The 14,617-nt window shown below is 57.9% G+C and carries 13 protein-coding genes and 1 riboswitch; of the genes, 5 read left to right on the top strand and 8 right to left on the bottom strand.

Features of this window, described 5'->3' with window-relative positions:
* Window positions 1–5: 5 nt before the first annotated feature.
* Both ACR0AM_RS08675 and ACR0AM_RS08670 read left to right on the top strand, forming a co-directional pair.
* Window positions 6–791: an ion transporter gene (locus ACR0AM_RS08675; RefSeq protein ID WP_480474369.1), complete on the top strand. Its 786-nt coding sequence runs from the start codon at window positions 6–8 to the stop codon at window positions 789–791.
* Between the two features lie 59 nt (window positions 792–850).
* On the top strand, window positions 851–1,369 hold the full coding sequence (locus ACR0AM_RS08670) for a L,D-transpeptidase family protein (RefSeq protein WP_480474368.1): 519 nt from the start codon (window positions 851–853) through the stop codon (window positions 1,367–1,369).
* Here the strand turns inward: ACR0AM_RS08670 and ACR0AM_RS08665 are convergent.
* The 7 genes from ACR0AM_RS08665 to cysQ form a co-directional block, all read right to left on the bottom strand.
* On the bottom strand, window positions 1,353–2,804 hold the full coding sequence (locus ACR0AM_RS08665; RefSeq protein WP_480622660.1) for a nodulation protein NodH: 1,452 nt from the start codon (window positions 2,802–2,804) through the stop codon (window positions 1,353–1,355). The two genes, ACR0AM_RS08670 and ACR0AM_RS08665, sit on opposite strands and share 17 nt — an antisense overlap.
* A 6-nt stretch (window positions 2,805–2,810) precedes the next feature.
* Window positions 2,811–4,511 carry a DUF5927 domain-containing protein gene (locus ACR0AM_RS08660; protein ID WP_480622659.1) on the bottom strand — a complete coding sequence of 567 codons (1,701 nt, stop codon included), beginning with the start codon at window positions 4,509–4,511 and terminating at the stop codon, window positions 2,811–2,813.
* A complete protein-coding gene (locus tag ACR0AM_RS08655) occupies window positions 4,508–5,494 on the bottom strand; it encodes a glycosyltransferase family 2 protein (RefSeq protein WP_480622698.1) in 987 nt (328 codons plus the stop codon). Before ACR0AM_RS08655 ends, ACR0AM_RS08660 begins: the two co-directional genes overlap by 4 nt.
* Before the next feature lie 185 nt (window positions 5,495–5,679).
* The gene (locus tag ACR0AM_RS08650) at window positions 5,680–6,723 is read right to left on the bottom strand and encodes a glycosyltransferase family 2 protein (protein ID WP_480622658.1); all 1,044 of its coding nucleotides are present in this window, start codon (window positions 6,721–6,723) and stop codon (window positions 5,680–5,682) included.
* Window positions 6,724–6,730: 7 nt separating this feature from the next.
* The gene (gene galE / locus ACR0AM_RS08645) at window positions 6,731–7,714 is read right to left on the bottom strand and encodes a UDP-glucose 4-epimerase GalE (protein WP_480622657.1); all 984 of its coding nucleotides are present in this window, start codon (window positions 7,712–7,714) and stop codon (window positions 6,731–6,733) included.
* Window positions 7,715–7,785: 71 nt separating this feature from the next.
* Complete coding sequence (locus ACR0AM_RS08640; protein ID WP_480622656.1) at window positions 7,786–8,586, bottom strand: 3-deoxy-manno-octulosonate cytidylyltransferase family protein; 801 nt, start codon at window positions 8,584–8,586, stop codon at window positions 7,786–7,788.
* Window positions 8,586–9,383 carry a 3'(2'),5'-bisphosphate nucleotidase CysQ gene (cysQ, locus tag ACR0AM_RS08635; protein WP_480506880.1) on the bottom strand — a complete coding sequence of 266 codons (798 nt, stop codon included), beginning with the start codon at window positions 9,381–9,383 and terminating at the stop codon, window positions 8,586–8,588. Before cysQ ends, ACR0AM_RS08640 begins: the two co-directional genes overlap by 1 nt.
* Before the next feature lie 122 nt (window positions 9,384–9,505).
* Here cysQ and ACR0AM_RS08630 point away from each other — a divergent pair, with 122 nt between their 5' ends.
* Window positions 9,506–10,330, top strand: coding sequence for an ABC transporter permease (locus ACR0AM_RS08630; protein WP_480482477.1), 825 nt, complete (start codon window positions 9,506–9,508; stop codon window positions 10,328–10,330).
* Here ACR0AM_RS08630 and ACR0AM_RS08625 read toward each other — a convergent pair.
* Window positions 10,327–10,929 (bottom strand): alpha-ketoglutarate-dependent dioxygenase AlkB family protein, encoded by a 603-nt coding sequence (locus tag ACR0AM_RS08625; RefSeq protein WP_480622655.1) that lies wholly within the window; start codon window positions 10,927–10,929, stop codon window positions 10,327–10,329. The two genes, ACR0AM_RS08630 and ACR0AM_RS08625, sit on opposite strands and share 4 nt — an antisense overlap.
* Window positions 10,930–11,141: 212 nt before the next feature.
* Here ACR0AM_RS08625 and dnaK point away from each other — a divergent pair, with 212 nt between their 5' ends.
* Both dnaK and dnaJ read left to right on the top strand, forming a co-directional pair.
* Window positions 11,142–13,049: a molecular chaperone DnaK gene (gene dnaK / locus ACR0AM_RS08620; protein ID WP_480518184.1), complete on the top strand. Its 1,908-nt coding sequence runs from the start codon at window positions 11,142–11,144 to the stop codon at window positions 13,047–13,049.
* Window positions 13,050–13,123: 74 nt separating this feature from the next.
* Complete coding sequence (gene dnaJ / locus ACR0AM_RS08615) at window positions 13,124–14,269, top strand: molecular chaperone DnaJ (RefSeq protein WP_480474359.1); 1,146 nt, start codon at window positions 13,124–13,126, stop codon at window positions 14,267–14,269.
* A gap of 241 nt (window positions 14,270–14,510) precedes the next feature.
* A riboswitch (TPP riboswitch) is annotated at window positions 14,511–14,615 on the top strand.
* The last annotated feature ends 2 nt before the right edge of the window (window positions 14,616–14,617 follow it).

Genomic DNA, 14,617 nt, shown 5'->3' with positions numbered 1-14,617 from the left:
GACCCATGGGTTTCAGACAGCGTTTGCTGAACATCATCGAAGCGCCTGCATTCGGGCAATTCATAACGGCTGTCATCATCTTTAACGCAGTGCTTTTAGGGATGGAGACGTCGCCGACCCTGATGGAAGCCGCCGGGCCGCTGATCGTGATGCTGGACAAGCTGTGCCTTGCGATCTTTGTGGCGGAAATTACCATGAAACTGATCGCGACTGGGCGCAGGTTTTTCACAAACGGCTGGAACAATTTCGATTTCCTGATCGTCGGCATTGCGCTTGTTCCCAGCGCCGGAGGCCTGTCCGTTTTGCGAGCCCTGCGAATCCTGCGGGTATTGCGCGTGATTTCCGTTGCGCCAAGACTGCGCCGGGTGGTTGAAGGGTTCATCTCGGCCCTGCCGGGAATGGCCAGTGTGTTCCTGCTGATGGCAATTCTGTTCTATATCGGTGCCGTGATCTCGACCAAGCTGTTCTCGGCAACCTTCCCGGATTGGTTCGGCGATCTTGGCCGGTCAGCCTATACACTGTTTCAGATCATGACGCTGGAAAGCTGGTCGATGGGGATCGTCCGCCCAGTGATGGAGGTTTATCCCTATGCCTGGCTGTTCTTCGTCCCCTTCATCATGGTCACCACCTTTGCGGTGGTGAACCTATTGGTGGGTCTGATCGTAAATTCCATGCAGGACGCGCACCATGCAGAGGATGAGGTCAAAACTGATGCGTATCGTGATGAGGTTCTGGAACGCTTGGAGAGCATCGAGCGGCATCTGACCGAAAACTTGAACATCAAAAAGTGATTTCAGTTTTCGCGTTTTTTGGCATAATAAGCCCCAAAAAACAAAGCAGGCAGTGAAACATGGATCGTCGAGCATTCGGATTGGGGGCGATGGCAACGCTGGGCCTTTCGGCTTGTGCATCAGCCCGACCAAATTTTCTGACTTATGATGGGCCCGAGGTCACCTCGCTGGTGGTCAACAAGGGCGCGCGCAAACTTTATTTGTTGCACCACGAAAAAGTCCTCAAGGAATATGATGTGGATTTGGGGTTTGCGCCGCAGGGCACAAAAACCAAACGCGGAGACGGCCGCACGCCCGAAGGAAGTTACCTGATCGATCGGCACAACCCCAACAGCCGGTATCACCTGTCTATCGGGATATCGTATCCCAACTCTCAGGACATCGCCAAGGCCAAGGCTGAGGGAGTTGATCCGGGTGGGGACATCTTCATTCACGGGCAGCCAAATCTGCGATCCGAGTTCAAACGCGCCAAGAAAACTCCGGATTGGACCGCGGGATGCATCGCGGTCAAGAATGACGAGATCGAAGAAATCTATGCGATGGTCAACCGAGGGACGCTGATCACTCTGCGCCCTTAGGGGGCACAGGCGCCCACGCTGCAATCCCGAATGTTTCATAGTCGTGCTGGTAGACCTCGGATGCCAGCGCTTCAAGCTGTTCGTCATAGATCTGATCCAGCGTATACGGAACATCTTGCGCGCACGGGCCGGGAACCGGCGGATTGGGGTGGCCTGTTGAGCGGGCCAGATCCGGCAGAGCCGTGATCAGCTCCTCTTCCCGCAGAATCACGTCGGGCATCAGAAAGCTGGCAATGCCATCCAGCGTGCGGGACTGGCTGCACCACGTCCCGTCAACGCGGATCGGCGTCTGACCGTTGAGGTTCATGCGCAGGAACCCGAGGAACGCCAGAAATGCATCCCGATGCTGTTCGACCGAGTAATTGTTGTCGCGTACCTGCCCGGGGATTGGCAGGACGAGGCGGTTGCGCAGATAATTGCGGACCATCTTGTAACTGCCCGGCCCGGTATCCAGAATGTACTGGCAGAACGCCGAATGCGCCCGTGCCAACGGGTGGCGCAACACGGTGAACTTTCGGTGTCCGGGGTGGTCTTGCATCCAGACGCGGATTTCCTTGCGGTTCCGGTTTGTGACCAGATCGTCCGTAGAACAGCCATCCAGGCTGGCCATCCATTGCGCAATAACAGGCTCTATGCCGCCGCGAATGGGCAAATACATCAATGCTGATCTGGCTGCGGCGACGTATTGCGGCACCGCCGCGCCCCGGTTTGGTTCGAAACGGGCGGGCTGGTGCAATCCGAACCTGTCCAGCTTGGACAGGGCGTCTTGCATCTCATCGGGGTTGGTGACTTTCGATACGGCAGGAGCCGGGTTTTGCGGTTTCAGAGTATCGTCAAGTTTGCTCAGCCGCGCCTCAACCCCCAGCCATGCGGCCAGACCGTTCAGAACGTCCAACTCGGCCAGGTCGTCATAGGTAATGAAAAAGGCAGTCTGACCGGTCTTCTGTAAATGCCGCCGCAACATGTGCTGGTGGCTGTGGACCTGATCCAGATACTCAGAAAACTCGGCCCCGTCGAACGCAACCTGTGCATCGACGCGGCGCTTCACGTTCTTCAGCTGCCATTGCTGCGTGGCGCGCGCGATCTTCAGGGACAGAAAACTGTCCAGCGGATTGCGCGTGAGAATGATCTTGGCACAGCGCGGATCGTTCAGCACTGGCTTCAGAATGCGTGGATCGTGGTCCTGGAAATACCGAAAACCGTTCAAGTCGCCCGGTGCCGAACGGATTGCCGTCAACAGCCGCATCGGATCTGCATCGCGGTCTTCCAGCGACAGACCCAGAAGGGTATCGGATTTCAGGTTGCCGGCAAAATGCGGGTTGAAGGCTTCGCCGTGGCAGGAAACCCCGTCCAGCGCGTTCAGATTGGCCTCAAGCAGGTTCGACCCTGTGCGCATGGCAGCCAGAACAACGAAGTAGTCAAAATTGGCTGGCATGGATGATTACTGCACCAGATAGGGTTTGCGATAGGGTTTCGTCTGACGGCCGAACACATCGTCCGAAGGAAAATCGCCCATCAGGTAAGGGTGCATTCCCTGGTTCTTGAGGTTTTGCAGGAACTTCCCGAACCCGGACAGATCGACCATGGTGGGCACTTCGGTCAGGTGGCTGGCCTGATGCGCGCCAATCTCGTCCAGGATTGTCTGCAAGGGCTCCATCGGTGCTTCAATGAAATCGGCCAGAGACCAGCTGCGCATCCGCGCTTTGGTCCAGACCGAGGTCAGTACCTCAAGCTGTTTGGTTTCGATCTGTTGCAGACGCGCGGCCTCGCACCGGATATCCGAAAAATTCAGGTTCGACCGGAATAGCGGAATCGCCCAGGCCCCGGTGATGACCGAGATTTGCGCATTCTTGTCCCGCGCCAGAAACCAATTGATGTCCTGCGTGTCGCGGGGGCTGAACTGGAAACACTGGCGTTCGCCGCGTGTGTTCCAGATCAGATTCGACAGAAAGGCCGTCGGATTGTAATCGCGCAGCAAAGCACAATCGCTAAGCGCACCGTTTGTGATGGTTTCACCCTTTGCAAATTCCGCACGCTCGGGTCCAAACAGATGCCCGTGCACGCGTGTGCCAGTGGCCGCGGCCAGCCAATCTTCGAAATCTTCAAACAGTTCGGAAAAGCCCTGAAATACGGAATAGGGTGACGAGGTAAGGCCGTTTTCACTGCCGTGCCGGGGAAACCGGCTTTGCATGTAAAGCCCGTCACGCCCCCGTGTCCGCCGCTCGACCGCCTTGGAAAACACGCGGTCAATCTTGCCGGGATTGGGTTCTGCCGGTTTCATCGCTCTGGCCTGATCGGTCAGAAACGCCTGATACAGCCGTTCCGCACGGGGCCAGATCTTGCGGGCAACAAAACAGTCTGACCGCCGCAGCAATTGCAGATGATCGTCGTAAAAAATGTGCGGGCGGCCCTGATAGTCGAACTTGGACAGGGTCAGGGATCGGCTCTCGATATGTGTGGAATACAGCCGCGCCAATGTCTGGAAATAGCTTTCATCCGGAATCCACACATGGCGGAAGTAGCTGTCATATTGTTTGCGCTTGGGGTCCTGCAGAATGGCAGACAGTGTTTGACGGGTCAGGCACCACCACTGGCTGCCCATATGCGGGACCAGACCGTCGGGGATTTTCCTGCGAAACCCGACCGCGCGCTGAAGCTTTACATATGCGTCGAACAATCCGCGCTGTTTTCGCCAGGAAAACGGGAACCGTAGCGTAAACCTCTCATGATCCAACCCGCCGATTGTCCAGCTGACATCAGACGTTGTCGCGCTTTCGATGAAATCGACACGAGGCCGGTCGGCCAGGTAATCGATCAGCTCCTGAACCGGGCGCAGCGGCAGGCAGGCCCCCGACGACAGGAAGACGTGGCGCGTTTCCGGAAATTGCTCCAGCATCAGTTCGGACGCGCTTTGTGAGGCAGCAACGATGCCCCACCCGCCCCAGTCGCATTGATGCCGGTCAGAAAATGCGATCCGGGGGTTGTCGGAACAGGACGCGACGCATCGCGCAAATTCTTCACCGGGCACCTTGCGATCCACATGGATCACAACCGGGCATCCGGCAGCGGTCCAATGACGCGCGACCTGTTCGGCCCGGTCCAGCGAGGTATGAACCAGCATGACGATGCCCAGACCGCTCATGCCCAGTTTCCTTTTGACATCAGGCCCAGAATCTCAAGCTGCCGCCAGTTGATATAGGCCTCAGACCATTCGCACCAGAATACGGGCTTGTCTTCAAGCTGTGCGGCATAGGCCTTGTATTCGCCAGAACCGCTATAGTGCTGGCTGCGCTGCAATTCTTCGCGTGCCTTGTCTCCAAGGGTGTCGATCAGCTTGGCATGAAGCAACGAACCGCTGGCCTTTTCCCCACCCCATTCGTCGTAAACCTGATTCAGCCCGCGCGGCAAAAGCGAGTGGGTCGAGCTGACATAGACATACCGCCGATCCCATTTGACCAGCGGGATCTTGTTCAGTGCCGGGGCTTTGGATGGCTTGTCGCGAAAGAACACCCGCGCCCGCGCGCCCCCCTGAATCCACAGGTTCTTGTAATCGGGGTTCTTGGTGATCGTGTAATTCCCCGGATCGAACCACCGTGCGATTTCAAAGGGATCCTGCCCCTCGCGATAGGTTACGGCATCGACAGGTCCTTCGGGGTACATGTCGATCAGCATGGTGCCAAAGCTGCGCACGGCACTTCCGTCCAGCCAATCTGTCAAGGCGCGGATCGGGCGGGTGTCGCAGAAGGGGTAGATGAAAAACTCATCCGGGTCGACGCTCAGAACCCAATGTCCATGCGCGTATTTGCGCAGAATGTAATTCGACCAGTCAAGACCATAGCTTGCACGTTTGTAGCTGCTTGTCGTCCGCCAGACCGATACATCGGCCTGCACTTTCAGGAATTCGAAACTGCCGTCATCGCTGTCATTGTCGATGAACAGAAAATGGTCGATGCCCAGTTTGCGGTAATATTCCAGAAAATAGGGCAGGCGAATTTTCTCGTTTCGCACAACGCTCATCAACAGGATATCGTCACGGCGGATGGCAGACGTGTTGGTGCTGGCGGGCTTAAGTTCGCGCCGACGTCTGAGGCAGCGCAGAATACGGCGCTTGCGCCGCAATCTCATCTTGTATGAATCAAACAGGCTCACGCGACTGCCCAACCTTTATTATGACGCGAGCTTTCCCCGAACCTGCCGTGACCGCTGGTGCGACAGGACATTGTCGGTTTATGCCACTTCTACCTCTTCTGAGGCAACTTTTTTAAACCCCGGAAGTGGTAAAGGTGCCGTTGATCCCTTTGGATATGTTTTCAACACCAGCCGCCGTCACGCATCAGCCCCATCTCCAGCAACTGCGACCAGCCGGTATAGCGCACCGAGTGCGGGGTCCACATGTCTGGTTGACTGAGTATCTGATCGTAATACGTGCCGAACTGGTTCGGGTCATGAAAATGCTGGCGGCGCAGCTTTTCAGTTTTGGATTTTTCAATAATGTCCGGCAGAAATTTCGTATGCAGCAGCACGCCGGACGGGGTGTCGCCGCTTGGCCCGTCATACACTGCGTTCAGGCGGCGGGGCAGGGCGGAATGGCACGAGTTTACATAGGCATATCGCCGCGACCAGCGCATCAGCGGGATCTTGTTCAGCGTCGGGGATCGCTGCGGTATCTGGGCAAAAAACACCCGCTCGCGTGCGCCGCCCTGAACCCACAGGTTTCCCATCGGGCTTTGCCGCTGCGCGCGATACGGGCCTGCGTCAAACCAGTTCAGCACCTCGATCGGGTCCGTTTCCGGGTCATAGGTTTGTCCGCCCAACGGCCCTTTTGGATACAGATCCAGCATCAAAGCGCCAAACCCGACCCGCCCCTGCCGGTCCAGCCATTCTGTGAGCTCATGCAGGGAATGGCGGTCGTGCCGGGCATAAACCAGCAACTCATCCGCATCGACCATCAGGCACCAGTGGCCATGGCCGTAACGCATCTGTAGCCAGCTGAGCCAGTCCAGCCCAAAGCGTGATCCGCGATAGCTGGACCGGGTCTGCCAAAGGGACACATCCGGTTGCCCTTGCAGGTAGTCAGCCGAGCCGTCATCGCTGCCGTTGTCGACGATCAGAAAATGGTTCACGCCCAGCTGGCGGTAGTGACGGAAGAACCAGGGTAGGCGGGTAATCTCATTGCGCAAGGTGGTAAAGGCCAGCACGTCGCCGCCCCGTATCCTGCTTGTCTGATCATTTAGGCAGGTCAGTTGATGTCGGCTGCGCATCGAGCGCCAAAGAAGGCGTCGCCGTTTCCAGCGCAACCGGTATTCCTGTTGCCAACCGATATCAGGAAGTGTCTGAACCGTATTGGACGTCACCGGGGCCTCATTTCTCGTAGTGGCCGTTCTGATGCCAGCGCCAGGCATCCGCAATCATCGTCTCTAACGTTGACCTTTTCGGCTTCCATCCCAGTTCGGTTTGGGCGCGGACAGAGCCGGACACCAGCTTGGTGCAATCGCCCGCCCGTCGGGTACCGACCGAATACGGTACCGGACGGTTGGTAACGGATTTGGAATGCTCGATCACCTCAAGCACGGAAAACCCCGAGCCGGTGCCCAGATTGAAAACACGGCTTTCTTTTCCCTGTTCCAGCCAGCCCAGCCCCAGAACATGTGCGTCGACCAGATCACAGACATGGACATAATCGCGGATACATGTGCCGTCCGGCGTATCGTAATCGGTGCCAAAAACGGTCAAACCCTCGCGCTTGCCATCAATCGCATCCAGCATCAGGGGGATCAGGTGAGTTTCAGGCCGGTGAAATTCGCCCACTTCGCCTTCGGGATCGGCACCAGCAACGTTGAAATACCGGAAAATGACATGGCGCAGCCCATGGGCCGCTTCGAAATCCCTCAGGATGTCCTCGATCGCGCGCTTCGATGCACCATAGGCATTCAGCGGGTGTTGGGCGGTGGCCTCGTCCAGCACCACATTGTCATGTTCGCCATAGGTGGCGCATGTGGACGAGAACACGAAATCCAGACAGCCCGCCGCAACCGCAGCCTCGACCAGCGTCAGCGATCCGGTCACATTGTTCGACCAGTACAAACCGGGCTGCTGCATCGCGTCGCCCACTTGGCTGAGCGCCGCAAAATGCATCACCGCAACCGGCTTGTGTTTGGCAAAAACCTCGTCCAGGCGTGCCCGGTCCAACAGGTCGCCCTGTTCAAACGGCCCGTATTTCACCGCATCCTGCCAGCCGGTGACCAGATTGTCATAGGTCACGGGAACATAGCCCGCCTGCGCAAGCGCCTTGCAGGCATGCGACCCGATATATCCGGCACCACCGGTCACGAGGATTGGTTTCATGAAGCGTCCTTTGGAACCAGATTGCCTGTCATCGAGATATGGGAACCGCGGGGCGTCATGGGCAAAACCGGCTACTCCAGCCCCATCGCAGCCATCATCTCTTCGATCTTGGGCACGTCCTGCGGGTTGTTCAGCTCCCAGAACTGACGGCTCTTGGCGTCAACCTCGACGCACAGAACCTTGCGGCCATTTTCCATGAACCTGAGTTGTTCAAGACCTTCCAGCTTTTCCAGAGGGCCTGTTGGCCAGCCCGGATAGGCCGCCAACGCATCGGGCCGATAGGCATAGACGCCGACATGGTGAAACACCGGCGTGGGTTCATCCCCGCCATAGGTTTCTGAGGTGAAAGGCACGACCTCTTTCGAGAAATACATCGCGCTGTTGTCGCGCCCGAACACGGCGGTTGTTCCGCCAACACGGCCATGTTTGCGGTCATTCAGCAGGCTGTTCAAAGCGTCCCCGTCGCAACGCAGGACGGGTGTGGCCACGCCAGCATCGGGTGCCGCGCGCAGCCCTGTGATCAGGTCCTCGACAAACCAATGCGGTGTCAGGGGTGCATCGCCCTGAAGGTTGACCACGATGTCATATCCGCTGCCCAGAACCTTGTGCGCCTCAGCACAGCGTTCGGTGCCGTTCTGGCAGTTTTCCGAGGTCATCACCACCTCGGCGCCAAAGCCTTCGGACAGCTCGCGGATGCGGTCGTCATCGGTTGCGACCACAACCCGGTCCACGCCCGCGACAGAAGTGGCCGCCCGCCAGGACCGTTCGATCAGTGTCATCGAAACGCCGGTCGCGCCGGTCAGCGGCACCAATGGCTTGCCCGGATAGCGGGTCGAGGCATAGCGGGCGGGGATGGCGATCAGAACTGACATCAGGCCTCCTTCAACTTAACACCCGGAGCGTACGCGATAAAAAACGGGTTCGCATAGCCCTCTTTGCCATAGAGAAGCGGCGCGTGATCGTCAAATCGCACAACCTGGCCTCCGGCCCCGGCCAGTACCGCGTGCCCTGCCGCCGTGTCCCACTCCATCGTGCGCCCGACCCGCGGATAAAGATCCGCCTCGCCCGTCGCAACCAAACAGAACTTGAGAGACGATCCCGCGCTTTTGCTGTCCCTGACCTGATACTTGTTGATGTAATCCTCGGTGGCCTGATCCCGGTGCGACTTTGACGCCACGACCAAAAGCGCGGAATTGTCCGGGTTAGAGACTGATATTGGGGTCGGGGTGCCGGGTGCATCCTTGTCAAACGCGCCCGTTTCCTCGACCGCCTGACCATCGGGCTGCGTATAGAACATGCGACCCCGCGCTGGCGCATAGACCACGCCCCGTGTCGGCGTTCCGTTCTCGACCAGTGCGATGTTGACGGTGAAATCGCCACGGCGGTTGATGAATTCCTTGGTGCCATCCAGCGGATCGACAATCAAAAAGGTATCCCCCTTTTCGGAATGCGAGGCGGCCTGTTCCTCGGTGATCAGCAGGATATCGGGGAACGCCTGACGCAACCCGGCTGAAATCAGCGCATCGGCTGCCTCATCCGCTTCGGTCACAGGGCTGGAGTCTGATTTGACTTTGACGTCGAAATCGTCTGCCTCATAGATTTCCATGATCCTGTCGCCAGCCTCAAGGGCCAGACGCCGGATGACGGGAATAAGCGCGTCGTAGGTCACAAAAATGCTCCGTTCCTGTGGTTTGTTGATCCAAACTCGTGACCGACTTATGATGCGACGGTTACCGAACGGCAAGATATTCATGCCAGGTTAGGGACGACGAGGCAGGAAAGACCCTTTTAGTGTTCTATTACAAGCGCAATCAAACGCTGCTGGGCGGTGCACTGACGACTGCGGAACTGGTGTTCCACGCGGTGGTGCGGAACGTGCGCGCGCAGCATCCGAATGCGGTGATCGCGATTATGCTTAACGTCGTGCAATTGCTGGTGATGATGGTCACGTTCTATCTTCTCATGTCGCTGATGGGCCGGGGTGGGGTCGCCAGGATCAGGGGCGAATTTCTGCTGTATGTCCTGTCAGGCGTGTTCCCGTTCATGCTGCACATACAGTCGATCGGCGCGATTTCCGGGGTTGGGTCATCCAATAACCCGATGATGCTGCATTCGCCGATGAACGTAATGGTCACGATTCTCGCTGCGGCCTTCAGCACTTTCTACAAGTTTCTGCTGGCCATGTTCATCATCCTGTTCGTCTACAGTGTCGCTGTTGCTCCGCTTGAGGTGCAGAACCCTGGCGGCGCCTTTGCAATGTTGGTGCTGGCCTGGTTTACCGGCTGCGCGGTGGGGCTTGTGTTCATGGCACTGAAACCGTGGGCCCCGACGACCGTTTCGATGCTGACCAATATTTACCGGCGGCTGAACATGGTGTTTTCCGGCAAGATGTTCATTGCGAACGCACTGGGTGGCGGGCTTTTGATGATGTTTGCCTGGAACCCGCTGTTTCACATCATCGACCAGACCCGCGGGTTCGTGTTCCGCAACTATTATCCAAGAAACACAAGCTGGGAATACGCGGCCTGGGTCGGAATCGCTCTGTTGATGATCGGTCTTATGGGCGAATTCTTCACCCGTCAGCACGTCTCAAAAAGCTGGAATGCGCGCCGCTAGCGCGCCACCCGCAGCGTAAGGTTGATGCGCCCGCCTTTGGGCAGCAGGCGCGAGGATCCGAACCTGATCCGATCCACACCGTGATATGCCAGCCGCGCCGGACCGCCCATGACAACCACATCCCCCGAACTCAGCCAGATCGACTCGGTCTTGCCGCCGCGCGTCGTGCTGCCAATCCGAAACAAGGCATCATCGCCCAGCGAAACCGACAGGACGGGCCATGAAAAATCGGCCTCGTCCTTGTCCTGATGCAAGCCCATTTTTGCACCTTCCCCGTAATAGTTGACCAAACAGCAATCTGGGGCCTGCTCGGTGCTGACCAGATCGCGCCAGATATCCAGAATGGCGGCGGGGATTTCCGGCCAGTCGCCACCTTTGGGGTGCTGATCCTGATACCGGTACCCCGCCTTGTCGGTTACCCAACCCAGATCGCCAGCCGAGGTCATCCGAACCGACATCTCCTTGCCTGAGGGGGTAACAGGCCGGAACAGGGGCGCGGCTTTCAGAATCGGGCGCAAATCCGCGATCACCCGCGACTGGGCCGCAGGATCAAGATAGCCTTTCCTGATATCGAACCCCCGCAAAACCAATCGCGCCATTCCGGAAACCCCAATCCTTTCCAATTCCTTGCCAAAAAAGGCATCAGAATCCCTAAAACCTGCGTTCTACGGTGCTTGCAGGCCTCTGGTCTCGCCCTTATATACGCCGGGACGCGCGATGGTAGTGCTGTCGCGCACATCAGATCGGGGACGGGATGCCGTAACGGGTCCTGCCGTCGAGACATCGCCTTGAAGAGAAAGGGATTGCAAAAATGGGAAAAGTAATCGGGATTGACCTCGGGACCACAAACTCGTGCGTGGCCATCATGGACGGTTCGCAACCGAAGGTTATCGAAAACGCCGAAGGGGCGCGGACCACGCCCTCGATCGTCGCCTTCACCGAAGAAGAGCGGCTGGTCGGTCAGCCTGCAAAGCGTCAGGCGGTCACCAACCCCGACAACACGATCTTTGGCGTCAAGCGTCTGATCGGTCGTCGTGTGGATGATGCCGAAGTCGAAAAAGACAAGAAAATGGTGCCTTATACCATCGTCGATGGTGGCAACGGCGACGCGTGGGTTCAGGCCCGCGGTGAAAAATACTCCCCAAGCCAGATCTCGGCCTTCACTCTGGGCAAGATGAAGGAAACCGCGGAAAGCTATCTGGGTGAGGAAGTCACGCAGGCGGTCATCACCGTTCCGGCATACTTCAACGACGCACAGCGTCAGGCCACCAAAGACGCCGGTAAAATCGCCGGTCTGGAAGTGCTGCGGATCATCAACGAACCGACAGCTGCCGCGCTGGCCTACGGTCTGGACAAGCAGGAAACCCAAACCATCGCGGTTTATGACCTTGGTGGCGGTACCTTCGACGTGACCATTCTGGAAATCGACGACGGCCTGTTCGAGGTCAAATCGACCAACGGTGACACCTTCCTGGGTGGTGAAGACTTTGACATGCGCATCGTCAACTACCTGGCGGATGAGTTCAAAAAGGAACACGGTGTCGATCTGTCTGCTGACAAGATGGCCCTTCAGCGTCTGAAAGAAGCCGCGGAAAAAGCCAAGATCGAACTCAGCTCGACCTCGCAGACCGAAATCAACCAGCCGTTCATCTCGATGGGTTCGAACGGTCAGCCGCTGCACATGGTCATGAAACTGACCCGTGCCAAGCTGGAATCTCTGGTCGGCGACCTGATCAAGAAGTCGATGAAACCGTGCCAGGCTGCTCTGAAAGACGCTGGTCTGTCGGCTGCTGACGTGGACGAAGTTGTTCTGGTCGGTGGTATGACCCGGATGCCGAAAGTGATCGAAGAGGTCACAAAGTTCTTTGGCAAAGAGCCGCACAAAGGCGTGAACCCGGACGAAGTGGTTGCCATGGGCGCCGCCATTCAGGCCGGTGTTCTTCAGGGCGACGTCAAGGACGTGGTTCTGCTGGACGTGACCCCGCTGTCGCTGGGCATCGAGACGCTGGGTGGCGTGTTCACTCGCCTGATCGACCGCAACACCACGATCCCGACGAAAAAGTCTCAGGTCTTCTCGACTGCCGAGGACAACCAGAACGCCGTGACCATCCGCGTGTTCCAGGGCGAACGTGAAATGGCTGCGGACAACAAGATCCTGGGTCAGTTCAACCTCGAAGACATCCCGCCCGCACCGCGCGGCATGCCCCAGATCGAGGTGACCTTCGACATCGACGCCAACGGCATTGTCTCGGTTTCGGCCAAGGACAAAGGCACCGGCAAAGAACAGAAGATCACCATCCAGGCATCGGGCGGTCTGTCCGACGAAGACATCGAAAAGATGGTCAAGGACGCCGAAGAGAACGCGGAAGCCGACAAGGAACGCCGCGAGCTGGTCGACGCCAAGAACCAGGCGGAAAGTCTCATCCACTCGACCGAAAAGTCGATGGAAGAGCATGCCGACAAAGTCGACCCGACCACGATCGAAGCCATCGAACTGGCCATCGCCGCACTCAAGGACGAGCTGGAAACCAACAATGCCGACAAGATCAAGTCTGGCATCCAGAATGTCACCGAAGCAGCGATGAAGCTGGGTGAGGCCATCTACAAGGCGCAGTCCGAAGAGGCCGAGGACGAGCCTGTCGCAGCGGATGCCGCACATGGTGATGACGATATCGTCGATGCCGAGTTTGAAGATCTGGACGACGAAAAGCGTAACTAACGGGTAACCGGGCCAATGTGGGCCGGTCCGGATGCCGGGCCGGCCTATTTACGTTGAGGCAGAAGGAAATACTGATGTCAAAACGCGACTATTACGAAGTGCTCGGTGTGTCCAAGGGCGCTTCGGCGGATGAGATCAAGAAAGGTTTTCGCACGAAAGCCAAAGAGTTGCATCCGGACCGCAACAAGGACAACCCGGATGCCGAGGCGCAGTTCAAGGAAGCCAACGAGGCTTATGACGTGCTGCGCGACGCCGACAAAAAGGCGGCCTATGACCGCTTTGGCCATGCCGCATTTGAAAACGGCATGGGCGGCGGTGGTCGGCCTGGCGGCGGCTTTGGGCAGGGCGATTTCTCCAGCGCGTTCTCGGATGTATTCGACGACCTGTTCGGCGATTTCATGGGCGGGCAACGTGGCGGTGGCGGCCGACGCGCCGCGCGCGGCTCGGACCTGCGCTATAACCTGCGTGTATCGCTGGAAGAGGCGTTCTCGGGCCAGCAGAAAACCATCAATGTACCTACAGCCGTGGCTTGTTCCTCCTGCGAAGGAACCGGTGCAGAAGGCGGGGTCGAGCCGACAACCTGCCCCACCTGTTCCGGTATGGGTAAGGTGCGGGCGCAACAGGGCTTCTTTACGGTCGAACGAACCTGCCCCACCTGTTCGGGTCTGGGTCAGATCATCAAGAACCCCTGCAAATCCTGTAAAGGTGCAGGCCGCGTCGAAAAAGATCGCGCTTTGTCGGTCAACATCCCCGCTGGTGTCGAAACCGGAACGCGTATTCGACTGGCGGGTGAAGGCGAGGCCGGAATGCGTGGTGGCCCTCCGGGCGACCTCTACATCTTTGTGGAAGTGTCTGATCACAAGTTGTTCGAACGCGACAGCGTAAACCTTTATTGCCGTGTACCGGTCAGCATGGCCAAGGCCGCGCTGGGCGGATCGATCGAGGTTCCGACAATCGATGGCGGGCGTGGGCGGGTGCAGATCCCGGCTGGCAGCCAGTCGGGTCGGCAAATGCGTCTTCGCGGCAAAGGCATGCCCGCATTGCGCGGCGGCGGTGTTGGCGACATGTTCATCGAACTGGCGGTTGAAACCCCGGTCAACTTGACCACCCGCCAGAAAGAACTTTTGCGCGAGTTTGATGACCTGGGCGAAGACAACCACCCGGAATCAAAAAGCTTTTTCTCATCCGTCAAATCCTTCTGGGACGGTATGAAAAGCTGACAACCAGGGTTACCCGGGGGCTCTGCCCCCGCCGCCCGTTCCGGGCGCCTCCCCCGGGATATTTCCAGCCAGATGAAGCAGGGATCCGTTATTCATCTGGCTCTAAATATCCCGGAGCGCGAGGCAGAGCCTCGCAAAACACTCCCTAAAGACACTCAATTGGCCTTATCAGATGACCAAAAGTGGCAATGCATTTGCCAAATTGGGTCTTGATTCCGACCGTCGACCCTGAAATTGTCCACGACAACCGTTGGGGTGCCCGTATCAGGGCTGAGAGGCGCAGCCGCGCTAACCCATCGAACCTGATCCGGGCAATTCCGGCGTAGGGAACGGTCTTATGAACACAGA

The sequence above is a fragment of the Ruegeria sp. AD9 genome, assembly GCF_056542305.1.
The sequence above is the reverse complement of the archived record's forward strand: the minus strand, read 5'-3'. Positions and strand labels throughout refer to the sequence as shown.

What these genes read in the sequence shown, in the direction of transcription:
- ACR0AM_RS08675 (WP_480474369.1), top strand. Translation starts at nt 6, where the DNA reads ATGGGTTTCAGACAGCGTTTGCTGAACATCATCGAAGCGCCTGCATTC.
- ACR0AM_RS08670 (WP_480474368.1), top strand. Translation starts at nt 851, where the DNA reads ATGGATCGTCGAGCATTCGGATTGGGGGCGATGGCAACGCTGGGCCTT.
- ACR0AM_RS08665 (WP_480622660.1), bottom strand. Translation starts at nt 2,804, where the DNA reads ATGCCAGCCAATTTTGACTACTTCGTTGTTCTGGCTGCCATGCGCACA.
- ACR0AM_RS08660 (WP_480622659.1), bottom strand. Translation starts at nt 4,511, where the DNA reads ATGAGCGGTCTGGGCATCGTCATGCTGGTTCATACCTCGCTGGACCGG.
- ACR0AM_RS08655 (WP_480622698.1), bottom strand. Translation starts at nt 5,494, where the DNA reads ATGAGATTGCGGCGCAAGCGCCGTATTCTGCGCTGCCTCAGACGTCGG.
- galE (WP_480622657.1), bottom strand. Translation starts at nt 7,714, where the DNA reads ATGAAACCAATCCTCGTGACCGGTGGTGCCGGATATATCGGGTCGCAT.
- ACR0AM_RS08640 (WP_480622656.1), bottom strand. Translation starts at nt 8,586, where the DNA reads ATGTCAGTTCTGATCGCCATCCCCGCCCGCTATGCCTCGACCCGCTAT.
- ACR0AM_RS08625 (WP_480622655.1), bottom strand. Translation starts at nt 10,929, where the DNA reads ATGGCGCGATTGGTTTTGCGGGGGTTCGATATCAGGAAAGGCTATCTT.
- dnaK (WP_480518184.1), top strand. Translation starts at nt 11,142, where the DNA reads ATGGGAAAAGTAATCGGGATTGACCTCGGGACCACAAACTCGTGCGTG.
- dnaJ (WP_480474359.1), top strand. Translation starts at nt 13,124, where the DNA reads ATGTCAAAACGCGACTATTACGAAGTGCTCGGTGTGTCCAAGGGCGCT.